We start from the raw sequence: 20,846 nt of genomic DNA, 5'->3' as shown, positions 1-20,846 counted from the left end.
ACAAATGATGAAAAAAAATTATTTCGAGCCACAAAGTAAGGGCTAAAATTCATAGAATAAATTACCATATATTATTAATTATTTCATTTTAATTTTGTATAGGATATAAGCCCATCTTCCGGAAGCGAAAAAAATCAAGTAAATACATTGAAATTGATTCAAATAGTTAATATTTTTCGTTTAAATAAATTATTTAATTAAAAATTTTAACTTTTATTAATTTTTTGTTGTTAATTATAAACATCAAATCTAATTTTGTTTCAAATAATTAACAATATGTGTGGAATTGTATGCTTGTTTGATGCCAAACAAAAGACCGAAATCCTGAGACCTCAGGTTCTTGAAATGTCAAAAAAAATCCGTCACCGCGGCCCGGACTGGAGCGGGGTTTTTCAGGATGACAACGTTGTATTTTCTCATGAAAGGCTTGCTATCGTAGATCCTACTTCAGGAAAGCAGCCATTATTTACCAAAGACGAAAAAATAGTTTTGGCAGTGAATGGTGAAATCTATAACCACAGAGAATTAAAAGAAGAGTTCCCGGATTTCGAATTCCAGACCCAGTCGGATTGTGAAGTGATCCTTGCATTATATAGAAAATACGGAAAAGATTTTATTGAAAAGCTGAACGGTATTTTCGCTTTTGCCCTTTATGACATAGAAAAAGGAGCTTACCTCATCGCCCGTGACCATATGGGAATCTGCCCTCTGTATCAGGGATGGGACAAAAACGGAAACTATTATGTAGCTTCCGAACTGAAAGCCCTGGAAGGCATCTGCAAAACCATTGAAACTTTCCTTCCCGGACATTTTATATACAGCCAGGACGGACCTGAACTTCAACAATGGTACAAAAGAGACTGGGAAAGTTTCGACCATGTAAAGGATAATGAAACCGATATTTCCAAAATAAGAAAAGGTCTTGAAGATGCAGTTCACAGACAGCTGATGAGCGATGTTCCTTACGGCGTGCTTCTTTCCGGAGGGCTGGATTCATCCGTGATCTCCGCCGTTACTGCAAAATTTGCAAGACAGAGAATTGAAAGCGGAGACACCCAGGAAGCCTGGTATCCGAGACTTCACAGCTTCGCAGTAGGATTGGTGGGCTCACCTGACCTGGCCGCAGCAAGAAAAGCGGCAGACCATATCGGATCTGTACATCATGAAGTTAATTTTACCGTTCAGGAAGGACTCGATGCAGTACGGGATGTAATTTACCACCTTGAAACCTATGATGTAACCACAATCCGAGCTTCCACCCCGATGTATCTTTTGGCAAGGGTAATTAAATCCATGGGAATTAAAATGGTGCTGTCCGGAGAAGGTTCGGATGAACTGTTCGGTGGCTATCTGTATTTCCACAAAGCTCCCAATGCTAAAGAATTCCACGATGAAACGGTAAGAAAACTGAGCAAATTACATCTTTATGACTGTCTGAGAGCCAACAAGGCACTGATGAGCTGGGGAATTGAAGGCAGGGTTCCTTTCCTTGATAAAGAATTCATGGATATTGCCATGAACGTTAACCCACAGGACAAAATGATTGATGCAGCAGAAGGGAAAATAGAAAAATGGGTCTTACGAAAAGCTTTTGAGGATATCCTTCCGGAATCCATCGTCTGGAGACAGAAGGAACAGTTCTCAGACGGCGTAGGCTATTCCTGGATCGACACTTTAAAAGAGGTAGCTGAAAAAGAAGTTACTGACGAAATGATGGCTAATGCAAGATTCAGGTTCCCGCTTAACACTCCTCAAAACAAAGAGGAATACCGCTACAGAACCATCTTTGAAGAGCATTTCCCAAGCGAAACTGCCGCCGCAACGGTTCCATCGGTTCCTTCTGTGGCCTGTTCCACTCCTATTGCTTTGGAATGGGACGAAGCTTTCAAAAAGATGAATGACCCGAGCGGAAGAGCAGTGAAAGTGCATGAGACGAGCTATGGAGTTGGAGAGTTTTAGAATGATGAGTTATAAATTATGAGTGATGAGTTTCAGGATCAGGGTTTGATTTTTCTTTGTAATAATCGTTAACCTTAACCTTAACCTTAACCTTAACCTAAAATCTCCTGTCTGAAATCTGATATCCCGCATCTGATGTCTCTTATCTAAAACCTCCCATCTCACTTCTAATCTCTAATTTCTAGCCTCTCTTTCTCAAAACATTATCAATCCTGTAGCAATACGGGATTTTCTTTTGAATAAACGTTAATAATATAATATAATTTAACTCACAATCAAAAATAATATCCAAGAAATAATTATATTTGGACAACGAAAATATCAATTATAAAAAAATGAGAAGAAACCTTACTGTTTTATTTGCCTTGCTATCCATCAGTTTTGCTTTTGGACAGGGAAAATACGGCAAATACCTGAATTCAAAAAAGCTGGCTCTAACTTATAAAAGCGTGAAAGAGGCTGATAAGGATGATTACTATCAGCAGTTTTACTGGCTGGTAAAGGCGGAACAGCTTAAAACGTATCCTCACCTTAAAGATATAAAGCCTATCGTTTTATATGAGTTTGTAAAATATGTAAACCCTCAGAATCCTACCAAAAAGCTGGACGAAAGAGGAAAAGAGCTTAGAGCAACGGCAGAGTTATCTTTAAACCAATATTTTAAAAATAAAAATTTCGAGAACAATTCGGTTTTAATGTACAACCTTGAAACCTACGTAGATCCTTCCAAAGGACAGTTCTATACCAAAGTAGACCCTGAAAAGATCAAAGAGCTGGTTCCTAAAGAATTATTTGCCTTCAACTCTATCAACAGGAATTTAGGGGAAGAAAAAACCTACTACCTGTGGATCGATAAGAAAAAAGATGACCTTAATATTGTAGATATCATCCCGAACGAAAAAGAAGATAAGGCTTTCTACACAAGATTAAGACAGTATCTTCCAGGTTATAAGTTTTCCAAATATGTTCCGTCTGTGAAAAAAGGAAACAAATCCGACAAAACAGATATTGATTACTACTATATCATGCCGTTTGAACAAAACACTGATAACATTGAGTACAAAACAAAAGATTTCAAAACTTACATCTTAAGCCAGTACAGAAAAGCCGGCGACGAATGGAAAGGAGTAGAAAAACCAAGAAAATAAATCAAAAAGTCCTGTGAAAATTCACAGGACTTTTTTAATTTTATATGAAATTCTTCATCTAAAGATCAGACTGTTTTTAAAACAGCCACTGATCAAAAAAACAAATCTGGAATTCATCAGCTTTCCAGTCTACAGTACATGACAGAAACAAGCCCGCAACAGATCTCTGTAAAAAAAATACTTCCACTCATCCTGGCTACTGCTATCTTTATGCAGATGCTGGACTCCACCATCCTGAACACTTCCCTCCCTTCTATTGCAAAGGACCTTCATGAATCTCCGCTCAATATGCAGAATGCAATTATCAGTTACGTTCTCACACTGGCGGTTTTCATGCCTGCGAGCGGTTTTCTGGCAGACCGGTTCGGAACCAAAAAAGTATTTATTTTTTCGCTGGTGCTTTTCAGTTTAGGTTCATTGTTCTGTTCCATGTCTCAAAACCTTACCCACTTGGTCATCTCAAGAGTGATCCAGGGAGTCGGAGGAAGTCTGATGACCCCTGTGGGAAAACTGGCCCTGATCAAAACTTTTGATAAAAATGAGTTGCTGAAAGCCATGAATTTCGCGATCATTCCGGCATTAATAGGCCCTGTACTGGGGCCGCTGGTCGGCGGTTATATGGTAGATTATCTTTCATGGCACTGGATCTTCCTCATTAATATTCCTATCGGGGTTTTAGGAATTATCTTAGGACTAAAATACATGCCGAACTACAAATCTACCGATGTTGACTTTGATTTGAAAGGCTTCCTGATCTTTGCAGCAGCATCACTTCTTTTATCCATCTCCCTGGAACTGTTCGGGGATATGCAGAATATCAGTCCGGTTCTTTTTGTTTTCATTCTCGGCTTTTTATTCCTGTATTATTATTACAAACATGCCAGACGCGGAGGAAATCCTATTTTCCCACTGGACCTGTTTCAGGTAAGGACTTTTCGTGTAGGAATTGTCGGTAATCTGGCTACCCGGCTCGGGATCAGTTCCGTTCCGTTACTACTGCCTTTAATGATCCAGATCGCGTATAAACAATCTGCTGTGACTTCCGGATGGATTATTGCCCCGATGGCGCTCACCGCCATATTCGGAAAATCTTCAGTGATTAAAATCCTGGACAAATACGGCTACAGACAAACCCTGATGGTCAATACCTTTATCATCGGAACCCTGATCTGTCTTCTTGCTATTCCTGATATCCACACCAATTTATATTGGTTTGTCCCGATCATTGCGATCCTGGGCTTCTTCAACTCTATCCAGTTCACCTCTATGAACACTATTTCTATTGCAGACCTCAGGAATTTCCAGACCAGCAGCGGCAACTCACTGATATCAGTCAACCAGCAGCTTGCCATCGGCTTCGGGATCGCTTTCGGATTGATTGTCCTAAAGTTATTTGAAAATTCCAGTCTGATAGAAGGTGAAATCCATAACGCCTTCCGTTATACCTTCCTTACCGTGGGTATTCTGACCATCATATCCGGTTTTGTCTTCAGAAGACTGCATATTTCGGATGGGAAGAATATGAGATCGAAGGAAGATTAGGGCGAAGAAAGCTGAGAAAGCGAAGAAGGCAAATTTGCAAAAAAGCGAAATCGCTAAAGGGCTAAACAGCTAAATGCCCAATAAACTTATTTACTTTCTCAGCTTCCTTCGCTTTCTTTGCCTTTTTGCAAATTCGCCTTTTCGCCTTATTACGAACTTACCACAGATCAATGCCCCTCCCTACCCGCTTCACTATATTTGTTATATAAAATTCACAATATTATGACAGCGAAAAAAGTAGAAATCGTAGTATCACCAAAACCTGCACATTTTGTGGGGGATGGTTTTAGAGTTCATAATTTTATACCGGGAGTACAAGGTTTGGACATGAAAAGAATGGACCCGTTCATTATGCTTGATTACAATTCAAAATTCCACTTCAACGGTTCTGAAAGGCCAAGAGGCGTAGGCGTTCATCCTCACAGGGGTTTTGAAACCGTAACTATAGCTTATCAGGGAAAAGTAGAGCACCACGACAGCTCAGGCGGCGGCGGAATTATCGGGGAAGGCGATGTACAGTGGATGACCGCAGCCAAAGGGGTTCTTCACAAAGAATACCACGAAACCGAATGGTCCAAAAAAGGCGGTATTTTCCAGATGGTTCAACTTTGGGTCAATCTTCCGGCCAAAGATAAAATGAGCTTACCAAAATATCAGGCGATAGAAAATTCAGCGATGGAACGTGTGGATCTGGTCGAAAATGGTTTTGTAGAAGTTATTGCAGGAGAATATAACGGCCATAAAGGACCGGCTGAAACTTTCACTCCTCTGAATATGATGAATGCCAAATTAAAAGCCGGTGGAAAAGCTGAATTCAGTTTTCCTGCCCATTTCAATACAGCAGCATTGGTGATTGAAGGAAGTATTACGGTAAACGGAGAGGAAAAAGCCAAGGCAGATCATTTCGTTTTATTTAAAAATGAAGGGGAAGCATTCACGATTGAAGCGTCTGAAGATGCCATCGTACTGATCATCAGCGGAGAACCAATCAATGAGCCGATTTATCCTCACGGACCTTTCGTGATGAATTCCAGGGAAGAAATTATGCAGGCTTTTGAAGATTTCAATACCGGAAAGTTTGGCTACCTGGAAGATTGAGAAAATTAAATTTATCTTAATCTTACATCATCCCTTTTTTATTAACTTTATATAATGATGTCCGGTGAAATGCAAAGACGAAGAATTTTGATTCTACTGAAATTCTAAGGCTGAAAATTAAATCTTATAAGTTGCAAAAATCTGTAAGGTTTGACAGAATGCTTTACAAAAGTAAGTTTTGAAATCTGATCCGTCTTTGCAATCCGCCGGTTCACATACAACAAAAATTTATGAAACCAGAATTTGAAAATATTCCGCTTGTTAAGGCAGAAAAAAGATTTGAAATAGAAATCGACGGTCACTTTGCATTTATTGATTACCGTGAAATGGGTCATCAGATTGCTCTGGTGCACACTGAAGCAGAGCCGGAGCTTGCCGGAACCGGTGCAGCCACTGCCGTTGTGGAAAAAACATTGGCTTATATTGAAGACAACGGAAAAAAACTGCTTCCGTTCTGTCCTTATGTGTTCGCTTACATCAAAAAGCATCCTGAGTGGAAACGCATTGTGGATGAAAGGTTTGAAGGATACGACAAGCTTTAACTGTATCTCAGACGATTAATTTCATCACTTAAACTCAATTCAAAAAACATTTATTTAATTATGTCAAATATTGGACTTATCATAGAAGAAAAATCTGCGGATATTGGAAATTTCCTGGTGGGAAGACTTCTTCCGTTCCGCGAAAAAAGAGCAGTAGGACCTTTTGTTTTTATCGATCATATGGGACCCTCTGATCTTAAAGATTATCAGAATCTTGATGTTCCGCCTCATCCGCATATCGGATTGTCTACCTTAACCTACCTTCTGGAAGGATCCATTTTTCACAGGGACAGCATTGGAAGCGCTGTTGAAATAAAACCGGGAGCCGTGAACTGGATGACCGCCGGTAAAGGCGTTGTTCACTCCGAAAGAACCCCTGAATATTTAAGACACAGCGATAAAAGACTTCACGGATTCCAGATCTGGGTAGGCTTACCTAAGCACCTTGAACAAACGGAACCTACGTTTCATCATATTGAAGCGGATGAAATTCCGGTTTGGGAGGAAGACGGGATCCATTACAAGCTGATTGCCGGGGAAGCATTCGGAAGAAAATCTGCCGTTCCTGTTCACAGCAAATTATTTTTCATTGAGATCAAAACTAAAGAAGCGAAGAAAATAAGCATCGGAAAAGACCTGTATGGTGAAGCTGCCATGTATGTCCTGGACGGAACTGTTTCTACAGACGGAAATACTTACGGTTCCAAACAGCTGATGATCGCCAAAGACACAAAACTGTGCGAATTTGAAATGAGTGAAAACGGAACGGTCTATCTTTTTGGCGGCGAGCCGTTTGATGAAGAACGTTTTATATTCTGGAACTTTGTCAATTCTGATAAAGAAATGATAGACCAGGCCAAAGTAAACTGGAATGATCAGAACCATGATGCATTTCCTCTGGTTCCGGGTGATGACAAAGAATATGTTCCGCTTCCGAAAGCCATTTTAAACAGAAAATAATTTCCATAGATTATCAGCCATGAAAATATTAGCATTTGCAGGAAGCTCGTCTTCTACATCGATTAACAGGGAACTGGTAAAATTTGTTCTGAAGGACTTTCAGGAAGAAGAGATTAATCTACTCGATCTGAATGATTTCACAATGCCCGTTTTTTCTGTAGACCTTGAAAAGAAAGGCTTTCCGGATGAGGCCCATCGTTTTTTAAAAGAAATCGAAGCATGTGATGTGATCATCTGTTCTCTTGCAGAACACAACCGTTCGTACAGCTCGGCTTTTAAAAATCTCTTCGACTGGTCTTCCAGGATCAATGTAAAGCTTTTCCAAAACAAACCCATGCTGCTGATGAGCACTTCTCCAGGAGGTTACGGCGGCGGCAATGTGATGAATACGGCCAAAACTTTTTTCCCGCAGTTTGCAGCAGATATAAAGGATACCTTCTCGCTTCCAAAATTTTACGAGAATTTTGATCTGGAAAGCGGCATTATCAATCCTGATATGCTTCATGAGCTTAAAATTAAAATAGAAAACTTTAAGAACAATCTGAAAACCAATGACTAAGGGAAGACTTGAGGCTTTCAGCGATGGCGTTATGGCGATCATCATCACCATCATGGTTCTTGAACTTAAGGTTCCGGAAGGAAGCAGCTGGACCAGTCTCAAACCCTTACTCCCTAAGTTTCTTGCTTATATTTTCAGTTTTATTTATGTGGGTATCTACTGGAACAACCATCATCATATGTTTCAGGCTGTGAAAAAGGTGAACGGAAGTATCCTATGGGCCAATCTTCACCTGCTGTTCTGGCTTTCGCTGATGCCCATTGCTACAGAATGGATCGGCGCAACGCATTTTGCAGAAAATCCGGTGGCAGCGTACGGTGTATGCCTGATTATGTCTGCCGTGGCCTATACTATAATGGAACATCTGATTGTACAGTGTGAAGGTGAAAATTCCCGGTTAAAGGAGGCTATTCATTCAAAATTTAAAGAATATATTTCCATCGTATTTTATGTCCTCGGAATCGGCGTTTCATTTTTTTATCCTTATATTGCCATAGGTTTTTATTATCTCGTGGCTCTCATATGGCTGATTCCGGACAAAAGAATCGAAAAACTACTAAAAGAAGATTAATATGGACATACACGAATATCCTAACGGCAGTATCACTGTCATCTGGCAGCCTCAGAAGTGTATCCACTCGGCTGTTTGCGTAAAGATGCTTCCCAAAGTCTACAATCCAAAGGACAGACCATGGATAAAAGCAGAAAATGCAAGTCCGGAACAACTTAAAAACCAGATAGACCAGTGCCCTTCGGGAGCATTGAGTTATAAATTCAATACAGAACAATAATGGCGGTAACCGTAAAAGCAAGTTTAGGAAAAACAAAATATTATACCGAGGTAACGGCTGGTGAAAACCGGATTATTACCGATGAACCAATTGATAAGGGCGGGCAGAACAAAGGTTTCAATCCTTTCGAAATTCTGGCCACCTCCCTGGCAAGCTGCACTGCTGCCACCTTAAGAATGTATATCGAAAGAAAGGAGTGGGACGTGGAAAACATCCATGTGGAAGTGGAACTTGAAAATTATCCTCTCACAAAAAGAACTGTTTTCAAAAGAGATATTACCTTTGAAGGCGTTCTGGATGATGAACAGACGAAAAGACTTCATACCATTGCCGATGCCTGCCCCGTACACAAAATGCTAACAAACGAAATAGAAATATTAACCAAATTTTCATAGTATGACCGAAGTAAAACAAAACAACGACGAAAAACACGGAAGTTTTGAAGCTTTCATAGATGGAAGACGCGCAGGAATGATGACCTACACCTGGGCCGGAGAAGAAAGATTTATCATAGACCACACCGAGGTGGAAGAAGCCTACAACGGAAAAGGCGTAGGAAAAGAAATGCTTCTGGCAGCGGTGGATTTTGCCAGGAAAAACAACAAAAAGATCATTCCTCTCTGCCCTTTTGCCAAAGCAAGTTTTCAGAAAAGCGAGGAACTGCAGGATGTTTTAGTTAACTAACGTTGACTTCTGTCCTTAAGATACAGGCCTTCCGGAGTATATTTCCGGAAGGTTTTTTATTTTCTGAACCGAACAGAAAAAAACTATATTTGTAAAATTTTAATTGAAAAACTATGTCTCCAGTTATACTGCTGTCTATTATTATCGTCTACTTCGCATTGCTGCTGTGGGTAGCCTACAGAACAGGGAAAGGAAGTGATAATGAAAGTTTCTTTATCGGAAACCGTAAGAGTAACTGGATGCTTGTCGCTTTTGGAATGATCGGAACCTCACTTTCAGGGGTAACATTCGTAAGTGTTCCGGGGGCGGTAGGAAATGATAAGTTTGCCTACCTTCAGATCACTTTAGGGTATCTTATCGGCTACATCGTGATTGCTTATGTTTTGCTTCCATTATACTATCGTTTAAAACTGACCTCTATCTATGGTTATCTTCAGCAGAGAATGGGCCAGCTGTCTTATAAATCAGGGGCATGGATCTTTATTGTTTCAAGGCTGGTAGGTGCTACGGCAAGATTGTATCTTGTAGTGAATATCCTTCAGATCTCTATTCTGGACAGTCTGGAAGTTCCCTTCATTGTCACCACACTGATTATTTTAGCCATGATTATTCTGTACACGTATGAAGGCGGAGTAAAAACCATTGTATGGACAGATACTTTGCAAACTTCATGCATGCTTCTGGGACTGATTATCTGTACGGTTTATATGCTGAATCATTTAGGATTAAGTTTTGGTGAAAGCTTTACCGCCATGCAGGATAAAGGCTACACAAAAATTTTTGATTTTGATCCGAACCAGAAAAGCTTCTTCATCAAACAAATCCTTGCCGGCGCCTTTATCACGATTACCATGACAGGAATTGACCAGGAAATGATGCAGAAAAGTTTATCAGTGACGAGACTGAAAGATTCACAGAAAAATATGGTGACCTTAGGATTTATCCTTCTTGGAGTAATTTCATTATTCCTTTATATGGGCGGACTTCTTCATCTTTACGGAGCCCAGGAACAGGTAGCCAGCTCAGGAGACCAGCTTTTCCCGGATGTAGCCTTAAACCATATGCCCGGCTTTATTTCCATTATCTTTATTATTGCGCTGATTTCAGCCTTATTCCCAAGTGCAGACGGAGCTATGACTGCTCTTACCTCTTCTTTATGCATTGACGTTTTTGGCATGAAAGAAAAGAAAGACTGGGACGATTCCAAAAAAGAAAAATTCAGAAAAAGAATACACCTTATTGTCGCCCTTTCCTTCCTGATCATGGTGGTAATCTTCAAAGTAATCAATGACAATTCCATGATCGGATTGATCCTTAAGCTTGCCGGCTTCACTTATGGACCGCTGCTTGGGCTCTTTGCTTTTGGAATTTTTACGAAATATAAGGTGAAGGACCAGCTGGTTCCTTATGTATGTATTGCTGCACCGGTGATTTCATTCTTCATCGATAAATACCAGGAAAACCTGTTCGGTGATTTCAAAATAGGTCTGGAATTGCTGATCATCAACGGATTGCTGACGTTCATAGGACTTTGGCTGATCAGAAAGAAATAACTTGCAATTTTGGCTAAAGCCGGATTTATTTTCTATTTTTATATGACGGGCTAAAGCCCGTCCCTATTGAATATTTATCCGTAATCCAATAAATTTTATATGAAATTATCCGTCTTCCTCGTTATGAGTTTGCTTTCAGGAGCATATGTAAAGGCACAAAGTGCGGTTGATTTTGCCAATCTTGCCCGATACAAAGAGGAGAATATTGCTCTTCTCAATGCAAAGAAAAAAACAGATGTGGTCTTCATGGGCAATTCCATTACAGAAGGCTGGGTAAAAGAGCACTCAGGGTTTTTTTCTGAGAATAATTATACGGGCCGGGGCATCAGCGGACAGACGACTTCACAAATGCTGCTCAGGTTTCAGGATGATGTTGTCGCATTAAAACCAAAACTGGTGGTCATCAATGCCGGAACTAATGATATTGCTCAGAATACGGGAGCTTATGATGTAAATTTTACGTTTAACAACATCAAAGCGATGGCGGATATCGCCCGCAGCAACGGCATAAAGGTCATTATCGCGTCTGTACTTCCTGCTGCTGGATTTCCATGGCGTAAAGAGATCACGGATGTTCCACAAAAAGTAGATGCTCTGAATAACCGTTTGAAAAAGTATGCAGCCACCAATAAAATCCTGTTTGCTGATTATAATACGGCAATGCGCGATGAAAAAGGCGGCATGCGCGAAGGTCTTTCAAAAGACGGCATACACCCTACTCTAGCAGGATATACGATTATGGAACCTATTATTAAAAAAGCCATTCACCGGGAATCAGGGAAAAAATAGATTCCTGACATCCTATTTATTTTTTAACCTCAACTTATAATCACCATGAAAAAAATTATTTCACTTTTCGTATTGATCTTAACATTCGGCGGCATTACGGCACAGGATTTTGAAGTTTCTACCCTGAGAATCGGGCCTTACAAAGTTTTTATGGAAAAAACGGAAGCTGAAAAGATCTCCGGCACCAAACTGAAAATGACAGACGGAGTCATCAAAAACAGTGTAAAATATAACGGAGAGCAGATCCAGATTCACCTTTTCGAAACCTATATCAGTGAAGCGAAGCCTAATGTACCCAGCATTATGGGACTATCGACCACCAGCAAAAAATTTAAAACCAAAAGCGGAATCGGTATCGGGAATACAAAAGATGACCTGATCAATGCGTACAGAAACCATCCAAGTTTTACCGTTCATCCGGCCTGGGACGACAAGGGTGAAAAACGCCTGAAAGATACCGGATATTTCACGTTGGAGGATCTGGATGCTGGCACGCAACTTTCTTTTAAATTTGTGAACAATATCATTACAGAAATTTCAGTATACCTGAACGAAGGCTGTTAAAACCAGTATTTTCAGCAAATAATTCTAAATCCGGATCCTAAGTCCGGATTTTTGCATTTCCGTAAGCCATTAAAAAATCGTAAATTCGCGTGCAAATAAATCAGATATAATGAGTAAAAGTATCGAAGAGTTAAAATCTCTTACTACGCAGATCAGAAGAGACATTTTAAGAATGGTTCACGCTGTAAATTCAGGTCACCCGGGCGGAAGTTTAGGCTGTACGGAATTTTTCACAGCGCTTTACGGAAAGGTGATGAACTACAGTCTTCCTTTCACGATGGAGGGGAAAAATGAGGATCATTTTTATCTTTCAAACGGGCATATTTCACCGGTTTACTATTCTACTTTAGCGAGATTTAACTTCTTTCCTGTAGATGAACTGAGAACTTTCAGAAAACTGGATTCAAGACTTCAGGGACATCCTACTACTCATGAAGGTCTTCCGGGAATCAGAATTGCTTCCGGATCTCTTGGTCAGGGACTTTCTGTTGCACTTGGTGTAGCTCAGGGTAAAAAAGTGGATGGCGACCAATCTCTTGTTTATACACTTCACGGTGACGGTGAGCTTCAGGAAGGTCAGGTTTGGGAAGCTTTTATGTATGCTGCGGCTAAAAAAGTGGATAACATCATTTCCACTATTGACTACAACGGACGCCAGATCGATGGAGATACTGATGATGTACTGAGCCTTGGAAACTTACATGCTAAACTTGAAGCGTTCGGATGGACCGTTCTGGAGGAGAAAAACGGTAATGATCTTGAAGCTGTTATTGCGATCCTTGAAAAGGCCAAAACTGAAACCGGAAAAGAAAAACCTGTCGTGATCATCCTTCATACAGAGATGGGCTTCGGTGTAGATTATATGATGGGTTCTCACGCATGGCACGGAAAAGCTCCTAATGATGAGCAGCTTGAAACCGCATTTAAGCAGTTATACCTGGAAGCTCCTGCAGACTATTAATTATAAATGATCAATTTTCACCGATCCATGATGTAATCGTCAGGTTAAGCCTGTCATTTATCATGATCAAAAACTTTAGTAAAAATGAAATATACATATACAGAAAAAAAGGATACACGTTCAGGTTTTGGAGCTGGATTAGCAGAACTGGCCGACAAAAACCCTAATGTAGTAGCACTTTGTGCAGACCTTATCGGTTCTTTGAAAATGGAAAAATTCATTGAAAAAGCACCGGAAAGATTCTTCCAGGTTGGAATTGCAGAGGCTAATATGATGGGAATTGCCGCAGGTCTCAGCATTACCGGAAAAATCCCTTTCACCGGAACTTTCGCGAATTTTTCTACTTCAAGAGTGTATGACCAGATCCGTCAGTCTATCGCTTATTCAGGCAAAAATGTAAAAATATGTGCATCTCATGCCGGTCTTACACTAGGTGAAGACGGTGCTACCCACCAGGTTCTGGAAGATATCGGAATGATGAAAATGCTTCCGGGTATGACAGTAATCAATCCATGTGACTACAACCAGACAAAAGCAGCCACTATTGCTATCGCTGAGCATGAAGGTCCTGTATATTTAAGATTCGGAAGACCTACGGTTCCGGTATTCATGCCTGAAGATATGCCTTTTGAAATTGGAAAAGGAATTTTACTTCAGGAAGGTACTGATGTGACGATTGTGGCAACAGGACACCTTGTATGGGAGTCTCTTGTAGCCGCTGATGAGCTGGAGAAAGAAGGTATTTCGTGTGAGGTAATCAATATTCATACAATCAAACCTCTTGACGATGAAATCATCATCAAATCCGTTGAAAAAACAGGAAAGATCGTTACTGCTGAAGAGCACAACTATCTGGGTGGTTTAGGTGAATCTGTAGCAGGAATGCTTGCCAGAAAAAGACCTACAAGACAGGAATTTGTGGCCGTAAATGATACGTTCGGTGAATCTGCGACGCCTGCTGAACTGATAAAGAAATATAAGATCGATGCAGCGGCAGTAAAAGAAGCTGTCAAGAGAATTTTAGCTAACTAAAAAAGCTATATAATATGAGTCCGGGCGGTTTCTTCGAAACCGCCCGGACTTTTTTACCCCTTTACTGTGGCCTGTTGATCGGAAGATCTATGGTATCAAGCACGGGATATAATATTTTCTGAAGAAATTCATTTTCTCTTTCCCGGGAGGCTTTGGAGCCTGAAAAGTAATTGCTGATCCTGTAATTTTTTATAAACTGGTTTCTCTTTTTGGAGATTGCATAATAATACCCACGGCTGTCTTCATTGATAAAATAGGTCATTTCATCAAAGTTCATGATCTTTTTTGTGGACAGCAGCTTTCTGTAGATCGCTTTTTCACGTTTATCAAAAATAAATTTCACAGGTACCCGGAAGAGCAGGTCAGCCAGAAGGTAGCCCATGTAAACTATCCATAAGGCAAAAGCAATGACCATCACCTTTTCAGTGACTTTATTTTCCAGATACCACGCAATTGGAACCAATACTATTCCGGCGGCCAGCCACCATTTTAATGTTCGAAGGATATGGTAATTGGGCATAAAAGTGATTTCGCTGCCGTTTTCTTCAAATTTATAACGGTCTGCGGCGTTCATCGTATGTTCTCATTTAACCGCATGATGTCTTCGGTTTCATTCACCATTTTTTGTATTGCTTTACGGGTAAGGGACTGCCCTATCGTAAGTTTTTCATCTTTACCGTTTGCATTAAAATGGATGGAAAGGATCACATTGGTTCTGATAAGCCCCATATACCGCATCACTAATATCTGGAAACCGGTAAAATCCTGAAAGGAATAGGTCTTGGCAGGAACGAAAATACTGTGTTTTCCGGTAATCGTTTTCCGCTGTGGGTCGATGACCAGTTTCTTTGCAAAAAAGTTAATAATAATCAGTATTCCAACAGCAATCAGGAATAGACCTAAAAAAGGGATCCTGTACTTATAGGTAAGCCCTGCCGCGATAAAAAAAAGAATAACCAATATGGATATAAATACCGGCTGGTTTTTGAAAACATAGAGTGTTCCGTCTTTTTTGTAAAATTGATAAGAGTTCATGATCAATAGTAATTGGTTTAATGTATCGTTATATTATTCAGTTTCACTGCGTGCTGCCATTCGTGATTATTATTAGATTTAAAGGTATTCAAATCTGTTTTAAAAACACCTGTTGTGAGTGGAAAAATAAACATCTTTTTTCTTTTTAAGTCCGGATAATCAGGTTTTCCCCCCGTTAAGAATTTGTACAGATTGATATGCTGTTGTTCCCGCTTCCATCAAAATAATTTTTTAATAAATATTGGAACTGTTTAAGATTTTCCATAAGCTAACTTTCCGATTTGTATTTTGAACAATACCTGCATACAAAAATAGATTAAAAATTAAACATCCGGATAATCACACCCTACTTGTTTTTATTGTATTTTTTGTATGCATATGATCATGATTTTGTGTACAAAAAAATTTTAGAATTCTCCATCAATTCATCAGATCTGTAAAATCAGACTCTCTATTTTTTATTACTTCATTAATAAAATTTAATCTCAGGAAAAATTTATCCGTGTATTTAAACTTGTACAATCATGCATATATCCTCGGAAGATTCGCAATAAATCCACAATTTACTCACATAATTGAGATATAATAATTTTTAGTTTTGAAACCATCAATGTTGATTGGCTGTTCGGTAGATCACTCTGTAAGTGTACAGTACAGGAAGAAATCCAAAACAGCAAAACCCAATGCCAGGGCTGATATGGCAGCAAAAATATTAATTAAAAAATGACTCAATTATGAAAAAATTACAAGGAATGAAGAATTTCTCTTCATTGGAAAACAAGAAGCTGGAAAATTTACAGGCTATCTCCGGTGGATCTGCCAGTAACAGAAATTCACAATCTCAATATCCTACACCTGAAGGAATGGTACAAGATACAGATTATTACACAGATGATGTTCCGGGTACCTGGGTGTATAAGTCCAGATTAATAGTAGGCCCTGTAACCCCAACAGATGCATACTAATTAAAAAAGGTTAGGGAGGATATTTCTCCTCCTTAATTTCTTTACCATTTAAAAATAGTCTTATGAATACTCTGTTTTTACAATCCCTCCGCTGGATATCCGTTTTATGCTTAATCTCCTTAATAAGCTGCAAAAAGAAAGATTACATCATTTATTACCAGAGAGCCAATGAGATTGACAGCATCTACAGGATGGCCGGAAAACCGAAACTTGCCGTAGAGGAATACAAAAAGCTTTTTGAAGAATATGAGCCCAAAAATCAGGAGCGCCTGCGGGAATATGAAACCTATATTATTCTGGCAGACCGTTTTAATATGGATTTCGGAGGAAAAAAAAGCCTGAAAAAACTGATTCTTTTGGATGCAGAACGTGGTGGAAGCTGCAGGGAATATTATCCTCTTTTTAAAAAATATGGAATAGACAGCTCAGAGGTCAAAGAAGAGATTGCAGACTGGAAGAAAGATCTGAACCAAACCCTCATCGATTCTTTTACAGTGGCCATGATAAGGGACCAGGAAAAAAGAAGACCACTAGAGCTAGATACAGCAGTGGCCCAAAGGAACGTCATGAAAAATGCCAGGCTTCTCCTCTGGACTTTCCGGAAATACGGCTACCCTACCCCACGAAAAATGGGAACCATGGGGCCCAATGATACATTTTTTGCGATGACCACCTTGCTTACCCATATGAACGAAACTAAAGAATACTATCCCCAAATAAAAGCAAAATTGTACGAATATGTGAAATCCGGAGACTGCCCGCCGCGTGATTATGTATTGATGGTTGATTCCAGAGCTATACTGGACGATAAAGAAGGAATATACAGGTTCAATCCTGGTGTATCAAAAGATTCTGCAAAGATTAACCGAAACAGAAAAAGCATAGGCTTACCCAGCATAAAGCATACCAACCTGATTATAGCAGGCTCTTCAAAACCCATATGGGAGCTATTGAAAAATATAAGAGAATAACTTTTATTAATTTTTAATGATGAATAATCAAAACGGTCTTATGAAAAACCTTTGTCTACAATCCCTCCGCTGGGTATCCGTTTTATGCTTAGTCTCCTTAATAAGCTGCAAAAAGAAAAACTCTATCCTTTATTACCAGAAAGTGAATGATATTGACAGCATATACAGAATGGCAGGAAAGCCGAAACTTGCCGCAGAGGAATACAAAAAGCTGTTTGAAGAATATGAGCCCAAAAACCAGGAACGCATACAGGAATATGAAACCTATATTACTCTGGCAGACCGCTACAATTTAGATTTCGGAGGAAAAAAAAGCCTGAAAAAGCTGATCCTTTTGAAAGCAGAAGTTGGTGGCAAATGCAAAGAATATTATCCTCTTTTTAAAAAATATGGGATAGACAGCTCAGAGGTCAAAGAAGAGATTGCAGACTGGAAGGAAGATCTGAACCAAACCCTTATCGATTCCTTTACAATTGCTATGAGAAGAGATCAGGAAGAGAGAAGAAGACCAATTGATACGGCAACATGCCAAAGAAATGTCATGAAAAACGCCAGGCTTCTTCTTTGGACATTCCGGAAATACGGCTATCCTACGCCACGAAAAATGGGAACCATGGGGCCTAACGACACATTTTTCGCGATGACCACCTTTCTTACCCACATGAACGAAACTAAAGAATACTACCCCCAAATAAAAGCAAAATTGTATGAATATGTGAAATCCGGCGATTGCCCACCACGCGATTATGCATTGATGATTGACGCCATGGCTTTTCTGGCAGATAAAGAAGGAATATACAGGTTCAATCCAAACGTATCAACAGATTCTGCCAAGATCAATCGGCATAGAAGAAGCATCGGGCTTCCCAGTTTGAAACATACGGCTAAAATTAAAAAAGATTTTTTCAAAGAAGTTCAATAAAATGATACTCATCCTATCAAATAATAAAGAACCCACTACCGAAAGTGTCATCGCATGGCTGATACAATTGGGTAAAAAATTCATCCGCGTGCATGAGAACGAATATTTTGAAATTAAAGTACAGGACAAAAAGATTTTTCTTCAAAGCCGCCGTAATTCTTTTTTCCTGGATGAGATCTCAAGTGTATGGTTTAGAAGAGGAGGATTAAGATTTAAGCGTTTAAGCTATAACAACGACGCAGTTGATTTCCATATGAACGAAACCCAGCACTGGCTGGAAGATTATGTACTGAAAACCCTGGAAAGTAGAAAACATATCAACAAACAGCTTAACAGCAATGTAAACAAGCTCCTTGTTCTTGAAAAAGCAATAGATGCAGGATTAGATGTTCCGTTGTACTACCTTTCGGATAAAACGGATAATTCAGCACTTGGACAGACTATTGTGAAGCCTATTTCAGGAAGTCCTATACTTGAAAATATTATAAAAAATGCAGACGGTGCCATGTACACCAGCATCGTTAATGAACATGAAAAAGACTTCTTCATTTCATTCTTTCAGGAAAAAATTAAAAAAGATTTTGAGATCAGAACATTTTATCTGAATGGAAAATGCTGGTCAATGGCCATCTTTTCACAAAATGACAAACAGACCGAAGTTGATTACAGGAAATACAATGATAAAAAGCCAAACCGGAATATTCCATATAAACTTTCTGCTCATCTGGAGAAAAAAATTGATATTCTGATGAAATCCATGGGATTAAACTGCGGTTCCCTTGATTTTATACAAAGTGGCAGCATCTGTTATTTTCTTGAAATCAACCCGGTTGGTCAGTTTATGCATTTATCAAGCTGCTGCAACTATTTTTTAGACAAAGAAATCGCTGAATTTCTATACTGATTCCCTTAAATGAATTGCAATAATGAAAAAAATATTAAATGAAAAAAATAAGCTTCCGCTTACCTTTAAATATCTTGAAATCATAAAAAGAAAAAAAGCAGTCCGTAAAAATTGTTTAATCAGCTATTATACAGTATCTGAAAAATACCAGACCGATTTCCTACTGACTGATGCTCCTTTTAAATCACTGGTAAGATTCATCTAAAGTATTTCAACCTTTTAAATCATTTTAAAAGCACATCATCAGGCTTATTATTCCCTATATTTTATCATTGTGAGGTGTAAGCACGATTACATTCTAAAAACACAAACAACAGATTCCCATAACGATATGAAATATTTCAATTTATTCAGTAATATTCTTGTGACCAAAGGATTCTCCCGCATGCTTATCTCAGATCTTCAGAGGAATTCTTCCGGGATTTATCCGCTGGAGCTTTATGAAATTATCGACGAATTAAAGAATAAATCCATAGAAAATATTCTCGATAATTATGATTCAGAATCTAAACCATTTATCAGCGAATATCTTGATCTGCTTCTTGAAAAAGAATATGGCTTCCTGACTGATGGAGACTGGGACCGGAATTTTCCTCCGTTATCTCATCAATTTCACGATCCCTGTACAATTTCCAATATTTTTATAGAAATCAATGACCATAATGTGCCGGATACCATCAAAAAATCCGTTGAAAATATGGGCGTAAAACATTTGGTCATTTATAGTCACAAAAAACTGTCGGTCCAAGAGTTCCAGGACATTGATTCACAATTTAGAAATTCTGTGTTAAATGGTATTGAAATACTCTCCCCTTTTCATCATGATGTAGATATGAACTTTATTAACAGCCTTGGCCAGACATTGGAACGAACGTACAGCCTGATGTTTCATAGTTGTTCAAAAAAAACTTTTAAAGTAAAAGATGAATTCAGATTCACCGTACAATTTACCAAAGAACCTCTCAGGATTTCCTCCTGTGGAAAGGTAGATCTGAAATATTTCAACACTAATCTCTCAAAAGTATCGGAGGCCATGAATCATAACTCCTGCCTGCATAAAAAGATCGGAATAGATATTCACGGTAATATTAAAAACTGTCCGTTAATGGGTGAAAGCTTTGGAAATATCAATGAAATCAGCCTGGAAGAAGCATTAGCCCGGCCGGGATTTAAAAAATACTGGAATATCACCAAAGATCAGATTGAGACCTGTAAAGATTGTGAATTCAGGTATATCTGCACAGACTGCAGAGCCTACACGGAACGTAACCACAAAAACAGTGAAGGACTGGATATTTCCAAGCCTTTAAAATGCGGTTATGACCCCTACACCGTAACATGGGAAGCATGGAGCAAAAACCCGTTAAAACAGGAAATCATCAGCTATTATGAGCAAGCTACCTACAAGAGATAACCCTCAGCCAAAAAATCTTATCTGAAAAATTTCCATTTCGGGATAATGGCCAGCATTCCGAATCCTGTAAAAAGGAAAAGATTGGTCACATCCGTATACAAAAATGTAGACAGATAATAATTGTGCATAAAGAAATGCAGCACCAGCAGTGCCGGAAACATAAAGATCCCCACTTTTCTGTAGAAAAACATCAGGATAAGCCCTATCATCATCAATACATCAATAGAAAAGATCACGAAAAAATACCACCTTGGAATCTGAAGATATTCATGCTGCAGATATTCATCCACATCTATTCCCAGCCCCATCACAGTGAACAGCATCAAAGCCGCAAATGCTAAAATAAAACCCCATCCTTTCTTTGGATCCTCATCAAAATAAGTGTATTCTTCCATAGTACAAAAATAAAGAACTTATGAAATACTTTCATAAGTTCTTTAATATAATATTCGT

Annotated in this window: 25 protein-coding genes; 22 read left to right on the top strand and 3 right to left on the bottom strand. The window is 39.1% G+C overall.

Annotation, left to right across the window (positions count from 1 at the left end; genetic code table 11):
* Positions 1 to 276: 276 nt before the first annotated feature.
* From asnB to B7E04_RS08160, 16 genes are all read left to right on the top strand, one after another.
* Entirely contained in the window at positions 277 to 1,959 is a 1,683-nt protein-coding gene (asnB, locus tag B7E04_RS08235) for an asparagine synthase B (protein ID WP_080778219.1), read from the top strand.
* Positions 1,960 to 2,294: 335 nt separating this feature from the next.
* A complete protein-coding gene (locus B7E04_RS08230; protein ID WP_080778218.1) occupies positions 2,295 to 3,107 on the top strand; it encodes a hypothetical protein in 813 nt (270 codons plus the stop codon).
* A 138-nt stretch (positions 3,108 to 3,245) separates the two neighbouring features.
* Positions 3,246 to 4,649 carry an MFS transporter gene (locus tag B7E04_RS08225; protein ID WP_080778217.1) on the top strand — a complete coding sequence of 468 codons (1,404 nt, stop codon included), beginning with the start codon at positions 3,246 to 3,248 and terminating at the stop codon, positions 4,647 to 4,649.
* A 222-nt stretch (positions 4,650 to 4,871) separates the two neighbouring features.
* The gene (locus B7E04_RS08220) at positions 4,872 to 5,747 is read left to right on the top strand and encodes a pirin family protein (RefSeq protein ID WP_080778216.1); all 876 of its coding nucleotides are present in this window, start codon (positions 4,872 to 4,874) and stop codon (positions 5,745 to 5,747) included.
* 230 nt (positions 5,748 to 5,977) lie between these two features.
* A complete protein-coding gene (locus tag B7E04_RS08215; RefSeq protein WP_080778215.1) occupies positions 5,978 to 6,289 on the top strand; it encodes a GNAT family N-acetyltransferase in 312 nt (103 codons plus the stop codon).
* A 60-nt stretch (positions 6,290 to 6,349) separates the two neighbouring features.
* A complete protein-coding gene (locus B7E04_RS08210; RefSeq protein WP_080778214.1) occupies positions 6,350 to 7,249 on the top strand; it encodes a pirin family protein in 900 nt (299 codons plus the stop codon).
* Positions 7,250 to 7,268: 19 nt separating this feature from the next.
* On the top strand, positions 7,269 to 7,808 hold the full coding sequence (locus B7E04_RS08205; RefSeq protein ID WP_080778213.1) for an NADPH-dependent FMN reductase: 540 nt from the start codon (positions 7,269 to 7,271) through the stop codon (positions 7,806 to 7,808).
* A complete protein-coding gene (locus B7E04_RS08200) occupies positions 7,801 to 8,379 on the top strand; it encodes a TMEM175 family protein (protein WP_080778212.1) in 579 nt (192 codons plus the stop codon). The genes B7E04_RS08205 and B7E04_RS08200 overlap by 8 nt, the downstream gene beginning before the upstream one ends.
* Before the next feature lies 1 nt (position 8,380).
* A complete protein-coding gene (locus B7E04_RS08195) occupies positions 8,381 to 8,599 on the top strand; it encodes a (4Fe-4S)-binding protein (protein ID WP_080778211.1) in 219 nt (72 codons plus the stop codon).
* Entirely contained in the window at positions 8,599 to 8,994 is a 396-nt protein-coding gene (locus B7E04_RS08190; protein WP_080778210.1) for an OsmC family protein, read from the top strand. Before B7E04_RS08195 ends, B7E04_RS08190 begins: the two co-directional genes overlap by 1 nt.
* Before the next feature lies 1 nt (position 8,995).
* On the top strand, positions 8,996 to 9,283 hold the full coding sequence (locus B7E04_RS08185; protein WP_062653147.1) for a GNAT family N-acetyltransferase: 288 nt from the start codon (positions 8,996 to 8,998) through the stop codon (positions 9,281 to 9,283).
* A gap of 113 nt (positions 9,284 to 9,396) precedes the next feature.
* A complete protein-coding gene (locus tag B7E04_RS08180) occupies positions 9,397 to 10,836 on the top strand; it encodes a sodium:solute symporter (protein ID WP_080778209.1) in 1,440 nt (479 codons plus the stop codon).
* A gap of 99 nt (positions 10,837 to 10,935) precedes the next feature.
* On the top strand, positions 10,936 to 11,625 hold the full coding sequence (locus B7E04_RS08175; protein ID WP_080778208.1) for an SGNH/GDSL hydrolase family protein: 690 nt from the start codon (positions 10,936 to 10,938) through the stop codon (positions 11,623 to 11,625).
* Between the two features lie 45 nt (positions 11,626 to 11,670).
* The gene (locus B7E04_RS08170; RefSeq protein WP_080778207.1) at positions 11,671 to 12,189 is read left to right on the top strand and encodes a hypothetical protein; all 519 of its coding nucleotides are present in this window, start codon (positions 11,671 to 11,673) and stop codon (positions 12,187 to 12,189) included.
* A 106-nt stretch (positions 12,190 to 12,295) separates the two neighbouring features.
* Complete coding sequence (locus tag B7E04_RS08165) at positions 12,296 to 13,150, top strand: transketolase (RefSeq protein ID WP_262484670.1); 855 nt, start codon at positions 12,296 to 12,298, stop codon at positions 13,148 to 13,150.
* A gap of 84 nt (positions 13,151 to 13,234) precedes the next feature.
* Complete coding sequence (locus B7E04_RS08160; protein ID WP_080778205.1) at positions 13,235 to 14,182, top strand: transketolase family protein; 948 nt, start codon at positions 13,235 to 13,237, stop codon at positions 14,180 to 14,182.
* 61 nt (positions 14,183 to 14,243) lie between these two features.
* Here the strand turns inward: B7E04_RS08160 and B7E04_RS08155 are convergent, their stop codons facing one another.
* Both B7E04_RS08155 and B7E04_RS08150 read right to left on the bottom strand, forming a co-directional pair.
* Positions 14,244 to 14,756 (bottom strand): hypothetical protein, encoded by a 513-nt coding sequence (locus B7E04_RS08155; protein WP_228439860.1) that lies wholly within the window; start codon positions 14,754 to 14,756, stop codon positions 14,244 to 14,246.
* Positions 14,753 to 15,217, bottom strand: coding sequence for a hypothetical protein (locus B7E04_RS08150; RefSeq protein WP_080778204.1), 465 nt, complete (start codon positions 15,215 to 15,217; stop codon positions 14,753 to 14,755). The genes B7E04_RS08155 and B7E04_RS08150 overlap by 4 nt, the downstream gene beginning before the upstream one ends.
* A 734-nt stretch (positions 15,218 to 15,951) precedes the next feature.
* Between B7E04_RS08150 and B7E04_RS08145 the strand changes: the two genes are divergently transcribed.
* The 6 genes from B7E04_RS08145 (at position 15,952) to gwsS (ending at position 20,393) form a co-directional block, all read left to right on the top strand.
* Positions 15,952 to 16,182: a TIGR04139 family peptide modification target gene (locus B7E04_RS08145; RefSeq protein WP_080778203.1), complete on the top strand. Its 231-nt coding sequence runs from the start codon at positions 15,952 to 15,954 to the stop codon at positions 16,180 to 16,182.
* A 62-nt stretch (positions 16,183 to 16,244) separates the two neighbouring features.
* A complete protein-coding gene (locus B7E04_RS08140; protein ID WP_080778202.1) occupies positions 16,245 to 17,153 on the top strand; it encodes a hypothetical protein in 909 nt (302 codons plus the stop codon).
* A gap of 40 nt (positions 17,154 to 17,193) precedes the next feature.
* The gene (locus B7E04_RS08135; RefSeq protein WP_080780620.1) at positions 17,194 to 18,075 is read left to right on the top strand and encodes a hypothetical protein; all 882 of its coding nucleotides are present in this window, start codon (positions 17,194 to 17,196) and stop codon (positions 18,073 to 18,075) included.
* Between the two features lies 1 nt (position 18,076).
* A complete protein-coding gene (gwsG, locus tag B7E04_RS08130; RefSeq protein WP_080778201.1) occupies positions 18,077 to 18,979 on the top strand; it encodes a grasp-with-spasm system ATP-grasp peptide maturase in 903 nt (300 codons plus the stop codon).
* 22 nt (positions 18,980 to 19,001) lie between these two features.
* Positions 19,002 to 19,184, top strand: a complete 183-nt coding sequence (locus B7E04_RS08125) for a hypothetical protein (RefSeq protein ID WP_080778200.1) — start codon at positions 19,002 to 19,004, stop codon at positions 19,182 to 19,184.
* Positions 19,185 to 19,310: 126 nt separating this feature from the next.
* On the top strand, positions 19,311 to 20,393 hold the full coding sequence (gwsS, locus tag B7E04_RS08120) for a grasp-with-spasm system SPASM domain peptide maturase (RefSeq protein ID WP_080778199.1): 1,083 nt from the start codon (positions 19,311 to 19,313) through the stop codon (positions 20,391 to 20,393).
* Between the two features lie 17 nt (positions 20,394 to 20,410).
* Here the strand turns inward: gwsS and B7E04_RS08115 are convergent, their stop codons facing one another.
* A complete protein-coding gene (locus B7E04_RS08115) occupies positions 20,411 to 20,788 on the bottom strand; it encodes a hypothetical protein (protein ID WP_062653125.1) in 378 nt (125 codons plus the stop codon).
* Positions 20,789 to 20,846 lie beyond the last annotated feature (58 nt).

The sequence above is a fragment of the Chryseobacterium phocaeense genome (genome assembly GCF_900169075.1).
In the GTDB taxonomy this organism is placed as follows: domain Bacteria; phylum Bacteroidota; class Bacteroidia; order Flavobacteriales; family Weeksellaceae; genus Chryseobacterium; species Chryseobacterium phocaeense.
Note: the sequence above shows the minus strand (reverse complement) of the source record. Positions and strands in the feature narration are given on the sequence as shown.

Bases quoted from the DNA above. Each gene is read 5' to 3' on its own strand.
- asnB (WP_080778219.1), top strand. From the start codon at position 277: ATGTGTGGAATTGTATGCTTGTTTGATGCCAAACAAAAGACCGAAATC.
- B7E04_RS08125 (WP_080778200.1), top strand. From the start codon at position 19,002: ATGAAAAAAATATTAAATGAAAAAAATAAGCTTCCGCTTACCTTTAAA.
- B7E04_RS08220 (WP_080778216.1), top strand. From the start codon at position 4,872: ATGACAGCGAAAAAAGTAGAAATCGTAGTATCACCAAAACCTGCACAT.
- B7E04_RS08135 (WP_080780620.1), top strand. From the start codon at position 17,194: ATGAAAAACCTTTGTCTACAATCCCTCCGCTGGGTATCCGTTTTATGC.
- B7E04_RS08150 (WP_080778204.1), bottom strand. From the start codon at position 15,217: ATGAACTCTTATCAATTTTACAAAAAAGACGGAACACTCTATGTTTTC.
- B7E04_RS08200 (WP_080778212.1), top strand. From the start codon at position 7,801: ATGACTAAGGGAAGACTTGAGGCTTTCAGCGATGGCGTTATGGCGATC.
- gwsS (WP_080778199.1), top strand. From the start codon at position 19,311: ATGAAATATTTCAATTTATTCAGTAATATTCTTGTGACCAAAGGATTC.
- B7E04_RS08140 (WP_080778202.1), top strand. From the start codon at position 16,245: ATGAATACTCTGTTTTTACAATCCCTCCGCTGGATATCCGTTTTATGC.
- B7E04_RS08225 (WP_080778217.1), top strand. From the start codon at position 3,246: ATGACAGAAACAAGCCCGCAACAGATCTCTGTAAAAAAAATACTTCCA.
- B7E04_RS08160 (WP_080778205.1), top strand. From the start codon at position 13,235: ATGAAATATACATATACAGAAAAAAAGGATACACGTTCAGGTTTTGGA.
- B7E04_RS08155 (WP_228439860.1), bottom strand. From the start codon at position 14,756: ATGAACGCCGCAGACCGTTATAAATTTGAAGAAAACGGCAGCGAAATC.
- B7E04_RS08230 (WP_080778218.1), top strand. From the start codon at position 2,295: ATGAGAAGAAACCTTACTGTTTTATTTGCCTTGCTATCCATCAGTTTT.
- B7E04_RS08210 (WP_080778214.1), top strand. From the start codon at position 6,350: ATGTCAAATATTGGACTTATCATAGAAGAAAAATCTGCGGATATTGGA.
- gwsG (WP_080778201.1), top strand. From the start codon at position 18,077: ATGATACTCATCCTATCAAATAATAAAGAACCCACTACCGAAAGTGTC.
- B7E04_RS08185 (WP_062653147.1), top strand. From the start codon at position 8,996: ATGACCGAAGTAAAACAAAACAACGACGAAAAACACGGAAGTTTTGAA.
- B7E04_RS08180 (WP_080778209.1), top strand. From the start codon at position 9,397: ATGTCTCCAGTTATACTGCTGTCTATTATTATCGTCTACTTCGCATTG.
- B7E04_RS08175 (WP_080778208.1), top strand. From the start codon at position 10,936: ATGAAATTATCCGTCTTCCTCGTTATGAGTTTGCTTTCAGGAGCATAT.
- B7E04_RS08215 (WP_080778215.1), top strand. From the start codon at position 5,978: ATGAAACCAGAATTTGAAAATATTCCGCTTGTTAAGGCAGAAAAAAGA.
- B7E04_RS08195 (WP_080778211.1), top strand. From the start codon at position 8,381: ATGGACATACACGAATATCCTAACGGCAGTATCACTGTCATCTGGCAG.
- B7E04_RS08205 (WP_080778213.1), top strand. From the start codon at position 7,269: ATGAAAATATTAGCATTTGCAGGAAGCTCGTCTTCTACATCGATTAAC.
- B7E04_RS08190 (WP_080778210.1), top strand. From the start codon at position 8,599: ATGGCGGTAACCGTAAAAGCAAGTTTAGGAAAAACAAAATATTATACC.
- B7E04_RS08145 (WP_080778203.1), top strand. From the start codon at position 15,952: ATGAAAAAATTACAAGGAATGAAGAATTTCTCTTCATTGGAAAACAAG.
- B7E04_RS08170 (WP_080778207.1), top strand. From the start codon at position 11,671: ATGAAAAAAATTATTTCACTTTTCGTATTGATCTTAACATTCGGCGGC.
- B7E04_RS08115 (WP_062653125.1), bottom strand. From the start codon at position 20,788: ATGGAAGAATACACTTATTTTGATGAGGATCCAAAGAAAGGATGGGGT.